Source organism: Nostoc sp., assembly GCF_054880495.1.
Genome location: NZ_JBTYKD010000097.1, coordinates 1 through 8,771, shown reverse-complemented (window position 1 = coordinate 8,771; position 8,771 = coordinate 1). Strand labels below are relative to the sequence as shown.

The window sequence follows — 8,771 nt, the reverse complement described above, 5'->3', positions numbered from 1 at the left end:
TCGTATTTTTCTCGACTGCCTCGCTTTGCTAACTCCCCTAGATAAATTTCAGTTGTTAGTGCAGCGATTTTCTCCGCAACTGCTGTCGCCACAAACTGATCGATAGAAATTCCGTCTTGTTTGGCAAGTTCCTGCAAACTTTTGTACAAAGAGTCAGGAAGCTTAACGCTGAAGTTGCTCATGACAATGCTCCAATAGATTGCAAAAACTCCGCAGGTGTCAATATTTTTATCCCAAACTGCTCAATGCCATTGAAGTCACGAGCGAATAGAAACCCTATTAACTCAAAAAACTGGCTTTAATTAAAGCCAGTTTTTTGAAGCTATTGCAATTTATAGCAAAAGCTCAAAGCCGAATATTAATGGAACACACTTGAGAAGATATTATTAAACTTTCTCATTACAATGTCAAGATTTCACTACTTACCTCAGCAAAACTTGCCATTAGATATCGCCACTTCCCTTAAATTCTCAGGCTGTGCTGACAAACTCTTGTCACCAAAATGCTGATTCATCAACGCGGGAACCTGTGCAGCTTGAATTCGGCTATGGCGGGTTTTATCTGGCATTACTAAATTCGGCCCAGCTTTACAGTTTTTCATGCAACCAGTGCCCTTGATTGTAACTTGGTCTTCTAAACCGCGATCGCTTAAAGCCGCCTCCAACGCCTGACAAACTGCTTTACCACCGCGTTTCATGCAATCAGACTTTTGACATACCAAAATCGTGGCTTTAGTTTTAGCTGGTTTTACCTTGACATTATCAATATATGGGGGTTCTTCTACTGGAGTAGTCGTGTGAACTCTCTCCATCTCAGAACGCGCCGCCATCACACGTTCAGCTTTCAGTGTAACTTTGTCTTTTTTTATATCGTATTCTTTATAGCCAACAACTTGTAGCCAAGTACCTGGTTGTAACCGCAAATCAAAAGCAGCGCGTAAATGTTTAGCTAGTTTAATGTAAGACTCACCCTCATGAGTCGCCAGCAGTAAGCCTTTAAGCTTATAGCCATCTTTAATAACAAACTCTATAAACCTGCCCTCAAGGCAAAATTCTGATCCTTCTATAGTCTGGGATGTACTCATTTTTTTGACCTATTTTAACTAATACAAGCTATCAAGTGAGAGATTCTCAGCAGCAGCCACAGATTATAACTATTGATAGCGACTATACCAGCAGCGCTCAAGAGTCAAAATCTGGTCTTGACGGGAGGCTGTAAATCGCCGATTCACACTCCAAAGTTGAATAGCTGTCAGAGGAGAGCCAATTTCAACTTTTAATGGCTGGTTAGCCGCACAACTACAGGGAATGTCTAATTCCTTTAGGCGATGATAGACTTGCCAGCGATCTGCCCAATTCACCTCTACAAGGTGCTTTATTTCTATTTCTGAACTAGATGATTTCAAGAAAATTGCCCTCAAAGTGCAACAAACTTGCAGTAACTACTAAGATTTAGCTCCCTGCTTTTTAAAAGTCTTAGGAGTTTAGCCTCTGCACACCAGCATACATTAAGTGCAAATAATTATCATTAATTTTTGGAAAAAATAAAATTTTTGCAGCGATCGCATAGTGAAATCAGAGCGGGATAACCCAGACAAGGGGGACAAGGGAGAAATTATACCCTGTTTTCTCCTACTCCCGACTTCCATTGTAAAAATGCACACTTAAGTTCTCATGTCAATAATAATGATAAATATATGCAGTTTGATGAACGTGCCATCATCCAGCAAACAATAAACTTGAGACTTTTAGTCAGCAAAAATACAAAATATTGTGATGGCGAATCGGCTTGCTCTTAATTATTAAAATGTTAATATGTAAGAAATAAGCAGTTAAAATCTATAATTGCTAAAGACCGAGGAGAACAATGTCAGAAACGCAAACTTTGTTACGCAATTTTGGTCATGTATATGACAATCCCGTATTACTGGATCACAGCGTCACTGCTCCAGTTACAGAAGGATTTAACGTTGTATTAGCTAGTTTCCAGGCACTATACTTGCAGTACCAAAAGCATCATTTTGTAGTTGAAGGCTCAGAATTTTACTCTCTGCATGAGTTTTTTAACGAAAGCTACGACCAAGTACAAGACCACGTTCATGAAATTGGAGAACGCTTGGATGGACTAGGTGGTGTGCCAGTAGCGACCTTCAGCAAATTGGCAGAATTAACTGTTTTTGAGCAAGAATCTGAAGGCGTATATTCCTCTCGCCAAATGGTAGAAAATGACCTAGCCGCAGAACAAGCGATTATTGGCGTAATTCGCCGCCAAGCTGCTCAGGCAGAGAGTTTAGGCGATCGGGGCACACGCTATCTATACGAAAAGATTTTGTTGAAGACTGAGGAACGTGCTTATCATTTGTCTCACTTCCTCGCCAAAGACAGCTTAACATTAGCGTTTGTCCAAGCTGCTCAAAGCTAAAACTTTGATCATCTAGATTTGTCTACCTAGACTCCAAGAAAAAGTTGGCAGGACTACTTCTTAAAAAATTATAAAAATGGCAGAGAATGGCATTCCTATTTCTCTGCCATTTTTAATTTAAGTAAAGATATGCACATAATATTTAACATTGAAAATATTTAGCAATTAGCTAGTTAAGATAGATTTTTATCAAACAAATTTATTTGTCCTGAATAATCAGATAGATACATACCAAAATAAATCACCATTTGTTGCAAGCTGTCATCAGCTTAAAGAATAAAGATTCGCAAAAGCTTAATAAATTTAAGCATCACAATTAAATAAAATTAGAAATACAAAATAATTGTTGGGCATTGGGCACTTGTACTGAGCTAAGTCGTTGGCGCAGCCTCTCGTAGAGAAGTATTGGGCATTCGTTATTTTCTCCTTGTCTCCCTTATCCCCCTTGTCTCCCCCATCTCCCCCACTCCCCACCCCTCTTTATAATCAAACTTAGAAAATCTTAATAATAAAAAGCACGACAGGGGGTAAAGACCCTTAAAATAATCAGGATTTGTATTCTCGTACTCCAACACAACTACTATGCCTCGCCGTGACGACCTTCGGAAGATTCTACTGTTAGGCTCTGGTCCAATTGTGATCGGACAAGCCTGTGAGTTTGACTACTCTGGCACTCAAGCCTGCAAAGCGCTGCGAGAAGAAGGCTATGAAGTGGTTTTGGTCAACTCTAACCCTGCAACGATTATGACCGACCCGGAAACGGCCGATCGCACTTACATTGAGCCGTTGACACCGGAATTGGTCGAAAAAGTCATTGAGAAAGAACGCCCTGATGCTCTTTTACCCACGATGGGAGGACAAACCGCCCTCAACCTCGCCGTTGCTTTAGCCAAAAATGGGGTGTTGGAAAAGTACGGCGTTGAGTTAATCGGCGCTAAACTACCAGCGATTGAAAAAGCCGAAGATCGAAAACTTTTTGGTCAGGCAATGGCAAAAATCGGGGTAGCTGTGTGTCCCAGCGACACAGCCGAATCTTTGGAAGAAGCCAAAGCTGTTGCCCGTCAAATTGGTACTTATCCCCTAATTATTCGTCCCGCTTTCACAATGGGCGGAAGTGGCGGTGGGATTGCCTACAACAAAGAAGAATTTGAAGAAATGGCACAGGTAGGTATAGATGCTAGCCCCGTTTCGCAAATTCTCATTGACCAATCTTTACTCGGCTGGAAAGAATATGAACTCGAAGTGATGCGTGACTTGGCAGATAACGTGGTGATTATCTGCTCCATCGAAAACCTTGACCCTATGGGTATCCACACCGGCGACTCGATTACCGTCGCTCCCGCGCAAACCCTCACTGATAAAGAATATCAACGGCTGCGGGATATGGCAATCAAAATCATCCGCGAGATCGGTGTAGAAACTGGCGGTTCTAATATTCAATTTGCCGTGAATCCGGTTAATGGGGATGTGGTTGTAATTGAGATGAACCCCCGCGTTTCCCGCAGTTCAGCTTTATCTTCCAAAGCCACGGGTTTCCCGATCGCTAAAATTGCCGCAAAATTGGCTGTAGGCTACACCCTGGATGAAATTCAAAATGACATCACTAAGAAAACTCCGGCATCCTTTGAGCCGACAATTGACTATGTGGTGACAAAAATCCCGCGCTTTGCCTTTGAAAAGTTCCCCGGTTCCGAACCAGTGCTGACAACCCAAATGAAATCAGTCGGGGAAGCAATGGCAATTGGGCGGACGTTCAACGAATCCTTCCAAAAGGCGCTGCGATCGCTCGAAACAGGACGCGCTGGTTGGGGTTGCGACAAAGCTGAAAAATTACCCAGTGGTGAACAAATTCGCGCCCAATTGCGGACACCTAACCCCGATCGCATTTTCGCCGTGCGTCATGCCTTGCAGCAAGGGATGACTATTGAGGAAATCTACGAACTCACCGGTATTGACCGATGGTTCCTAGATAAATTGCAACAACTGCTAGATGTGGAAAAATTCCTGAAGCGGACACCCTTACAGCAATTGACAAAAGAGCAACTTTATGAAGTGAAGCGGGACGGATATAGCGATCGCCAGATTGCCTATGCCACCAAAACCACCGAAGATGAAGTTCGCGCCTACCGCAAGTCACTAGGAATCATCCCAGTTTATAAAACTGTGGACACCTGCGCTGCTGAATTTGAAGCGTTTACCCCCTACTACTATTCTACCTACGAACAAGAAACAGAGGTTTTACCAGCAACCAAGCCAAAAGTGTTGATTTTGGGTGGTGGCCCCAACCGCATTGGACAGGGAATTGAGTTTGATTATTGTTGTTGTCACGCCGCCTATGCCTTGAAAGATGCGGGGTATGAGACAATTATGGTCAATTCCAACCCAGAGACAGTTTCGACAGATTACGATACCAGCGATCGCCTTTATTTTGAGCCTTTAACAAAAGAAGATGTCCTTAACATCATCGAAACTGAAAATCCAGTCGGGGTGATCATCCAGTTTGGCGGACAAACACCGCTAAAGTTGGCTCTGCCCTTACAAGAATTTCTCAGCAATGATACCTCTGGACTACTCACTAAAATTTGGGGGACATCACCAAATTCCATCGACATGGCAGAAAACCGGGAGCGGTTTGAAAAGATTCTCCAACAGTTGAATATTGCTCAACCGCCTAATGGTATTGCTCGGACTTACGAAGATGCGCTGATTGTCGCCAAACGTATAGGCTATCCAGTGGTGGTGCGTCCTAGCTATGTGTTAGGGGGACGGGCGATGGAAATCGTTTATTCCGATGCTGAGTTGGAACGCTACATGACTTTTGCGGTGCTAGTTGAACCAGAACATCCGATTTTGATTGATAAGTTTTTGGAAAACGCGATTGAAGTTGATGTCGATGCGATCGCTGATCATACAGGACGGGTGGTAATTGGTGGCATCATGGAACACATCGAACAAGCCGGAATTCACTCAGGAGATTCCGCTTGTTCTTTACCTTCCATTTCCTTATCACCAGCAGTTCTCAATCAAATTCGCACTTGGACGGTGCAGCTAGCACAAGCGCTGTCAGTCGTGGGGTTGATGAATATTCAATTTGCCGTTGTCGGCGCAAGCAGTTATTCTCCCCAAGTTTACATTCTGGAAGCCAACCCCCGTGCCTCCCGCACAGTCCCATTTGTATCTAAAGCAACGGGCGTACAGTTGGCGAAACTAGCATCCTTAATTATGTCAGGCAAAACCTTAGAGGAGTTACACTTCACTGAGGAAGTTATCCCCACGCATATTGCCGTCAAAGAAGCAGTATTACCCTTTAATAAATTCCCTGGAACTGATACAATATTAGGCCCAGAAATGCGATCTACTGGTGAGGTGATGGGGATTGACAGTGACTTTGGCCGTGCCTTTGCCAAAGCCGAAATGGGTGCTGGAGAGCGTTTACCGCTAACGGGAACCGTATTTGTATCAATGAGCGATCGCGATAAAGCTGCTGCCGGTGGTGTGGTGAAGGAATTTATCGATTTAGGCTTTAAAGTGATGGCTACCCTTGGTACACGGCGAGTTCTTCTCGAACACGGGTTAGATATCGAGTTGGTGTTGAAACTCCATGAAGGTCGTCCCCACGTCCTAGATGCAATCAAAAACCAGAAAATCCAACTGATTATCAACACACCTTCAGGGGAAGAAGCCCAGACTGATGCTAGGTTAATCCGTCGCACAGCCTTAGCTTACAAAATTCCGATCATTACTACCATCGCCGGCGCAAAAGCTACCGTCGCCGCCATCCGTTCCTTACAAAATACGACTTTGGACGTAAAAGCCATCCAAGATTACTGCGCGATCGTGAGGGAGTAGGGAAAGACGCGATTAATCGCGCCTGTACTAGGGAATGGGGATAGGGGGGACAAAGAGAATAATCAATGCCCTATGCCCCATGCCCAATGCCCAAGAAAAATTAAGCAATTGTTATAAGAGAATGACTATAGTTCTCATTAAGATATCTTGACAAATATGAGGAAGCTTACTTTGAGCCAGATAATTTCTTAAATTTACTTCTAGTTAGCCTTGAGAAAAAGGGTGACATTGCATGAACTGGAACAGCCAGAAAATTTAATGTCGCCATCTAGCCAAAACATTCTCATAAATGTTACAATTGTTAATAAGGCTCCAATAGAAAAATGTTTAAGAAGCTACCTTTTATCTAACTGTAGATTTATCTAACTGTAGATACTTGTGAAAAGTAGGAAATAACTGTAATTTTTAGCAGTTAAGAAGCCTAAATTTGATTATTATGAGCAGCCGACGAGTTTATCGGGCGCGTAAATTGCAAACCAGAGCAGGGTTCCCAGTCTGACTGGGTAGCACCCTCACAAAGCATCTATCCGTTAATGACCCTACCGCCAAACCCATCATTACCAAAGAGTAGCGCCATGAAGACCGCTCAGACAGCCACAGACCTCGTGCGGACTTACCTGCGTGAGATTGGCCGTGTGCCACTCTTAACCCACGAGGAAGAGATTTTCTATGGTAAGCAAGTGCAACGTTCCTGCGCTTTGCAGCAATCAAGAGAATGTCTTGCCACCCAGTTAGATCGTCAACCGACTCTAGAAGAGTGGGCTAAAGCAACAAAGCTAGAACCAGCAGACTTGAACGAAGCGATCGCTGATGGTGAAATTGCCAAGCGCAAGATGGTAGAAGCCAATTTGCGCCTGGTAGTGTCCGTTGCCAAAAAGTACATAAAGCGCAACGTCGATTTGCTGGACTTGATCCAAGAAGGTAGTATTGGTATGCAACGTGGCGTAGAAAAGTTTGACCCCACCAAAGGGTACAGATTTTCTACCTATGCCTATTGGTGGATTCGGCAAGCGATCACTCGTGCTATAGCCGAAAAAGCTCGTACCATTCGGCTGCCGATCCACATAACCGAAAAATTAAATAAGATTAAAAAAGCACAGCGTCAATTGTCTCAAAAATTGGGACGCGCTCCGACAGCTGGTGAGCTAGCTCAAGAATTAGAATTGACCCCCAAACAAGTACGAGAGTATCTAGAAAAGGCGCGTTTGCCCCTTTCCTTGGATTTGCGGCTGGGTGATAATTACGACACCGAACTCGGAGAAATGCTGGAAGATCCAGGAGCGTCTCCAGAAGAGTTTGTCATGCAATCTTCTCTATCTTATGACTTAAATCGCCTGATGGGGGATTTAACGCCACAACAGAGGGAAGTGATCACTCTGCGCTTTGGCTTAACTGATGGGCAAGCCCTGACTCTGGCTAGAATTGGTGAAATACTGAACATCAGTCGCGAACGAGTCCGGCAAATCGAGCGCGAAGCCTTAACCAAACTTCGCAAGTCTAAAGCCAGCATGGATGAATATTTGGCAAGTTAGGAGTTAAGAGTGAGGAGTGATGAGTTTTTAATTAACTCTCACTTCTCAGTTTATTTGTTAATGATTGGGGTGAGAAAATACGCTGACTTTGGTACGGTTACACCTACTTCCACTCTTACCTTAGGTTGTTACATTAGTTGACAGGAAGACAAAATAGCTAGCTAAGTCAAATCCAAAACAGGTATTTAATATTCAAATCATAAGCACGTCAGCCAGTAATGGTAGTTAAGGAGCTAAAAAATGAGTAACCCATCCAATCGCGTCTCAGAATTTTTTAATAGCGAATCAGAAACTAGCGATTTATTATGGCAGTACGTTAAATCCTTGAGTCCAGAGACAGTTACCCAGCTATCCAAACCCACGTCTGCCGAAGTTTTTCAGGTGATGGAACGGAATATTACAGGACTATTGGGTAATTTACCTTCAGAACACTTTGGTGTTACTGTAACCACAAATCGGGAAAATCTGGGTCGGCTTCTGGCTTCTGCGATGATTAGTGGTTATTTCTTGCGTAACGCTGAACAGAGAATGGATTTTGAAATCGCCCTACAAGGAACTGAAACCAACAATAGCCAAATTGATTAGACTAAAATTTAGCTTAAATAGTAGAAGCCTCTCACCTACCCGATAGGGAGGTGATGAGATGAATACAGGTGAGTGACGAATTGACCAACGAGCAAAACCATCGCATAGCGAAATCAGCAATGTTGGTCGATGATAGCGAAGCGTTAGCGGGTACTCCCGCGTCGGAATGAACACTTTGTTGGTTTTCTTCAAAATATTTTATATAATTTTAATCACATAGGTGTAACTCAATTAAATGCTGAAAAGCAGCCGATGAAAAAAGTTCAAAATTATCTCCAAAAGTCCCTAGGGCATAGTGGCTCTAGAGCTTCAGTTAATGTCCTCCTAGAGGAGTCGCCCAGATGCCCACACTCACCCTCATTGGGAGTGTGTGGAGTATGTCAC

7 protein-coding genes are annotated in these 8,771 nt (G+C 43.5%); 4 read left to right on the top strand and 3 right to left on the bottom strand.

The window, feature by feature from the left end; translation table 11 throughout:
* From ACYTXL_RS11210 to ACYTXL_RS11200, 3 genes are all read right to left on the bottom strand, one after another.
* Positions 1-182, bottom strand: a 182-nt coding sequence (locus tag ACYTXL_RS11210; RefSeq protein WP_461924805.1) for a ribbon-helix-helix protein, CopG family, incomplete at its 3' end; no start/stop codon positions are given.
* Between the two features lie 245 nt (positions 183-427).
* Positions 428-1,084 (bottom strand): (2Fe-2S) ferredoxin domain-containing protein, encoded by a 657-nt coding sequence (locus ACYTXL_RS11205; RefSeq protein ID WP_461924804.1) that lies wholly within the window; start codon positions 1,082-1,084, stop codon positions 428-430.
* 69 nt (positions 1,085-1,153) lie between these two features.
* Positions 1,154-1,405, bottom strand: a complete 252-nt coding sequence (locus ACYTXL_RS11200; protein ID WP_292792241.1) for an Asr1405/Asl0597 family protein — start codon at positions 1,403-1,405, stop codon at positions 1,154-1,156.
* 461 nt (positions 1,406-1,866) lie between these two features.
* Here ACYTXL_RS11200 and dpsA point away from each other — a divergent pair, with 461 nt between their 5' ends.
* The 4 genes from dpsA to ACYTXL_RS11180 all read left to right on the top strand — a co-directional run bounded on the left by dpsA (position 1,867) and on the right by ACYTXL_RS11180 (position 8,387).
* Positions 1,867-2,421, top strand: coding sequence for a DNA starvation/stress protection protein DpsA (gene dpsA / locus ACYTXL_RS11195; protein ID WP_461924803.1), 555 nt, complete (start codon positions 1,867-1,869; stop codon positions 2,419-2,421).
* Between the two features lie 582 nt (positions 2,422-3,003).
* On the top strand, positions 3,004-6,270 hold the full coding sequence (carB, locus tag ACYTXL_RS11190; protein ID WP_461924802.1) for a carbamoyl-phosphate synthase large subunit: 3,267 nt from the start codon (positions 3,004-3,006) through the stop codon (positions 6,268-6,270).
* 575 nt (positions 6,271-6,845) lie between these two features.
* Positions 6,846-7,802: an RNA polymerase sigma factor, RpoD/SigA family gene (locus tag ACYTXL_RS11185; protein ID WP_461924801.1), complete on the top strand. Its 957-nt coding sequence runs from the start codon at positions 6,846-6,848 to the stop codon at positions 7,800-7,802.
* Positions 7,803-8,042: 240 nt separating this feature from the next.
* Positions 8,043-8,387, top strand: coding sequence for a DUF760 domain-containing protein (locus ACYTXL_RS11180; RefSeq protein WP_334904951.1), 345 nt, complete (start codon positions 8,043-8,045; stop codon positions 8,385-8,387).
* Positions 8,388-8,771 lie beyond the last annotated feature (384 nt).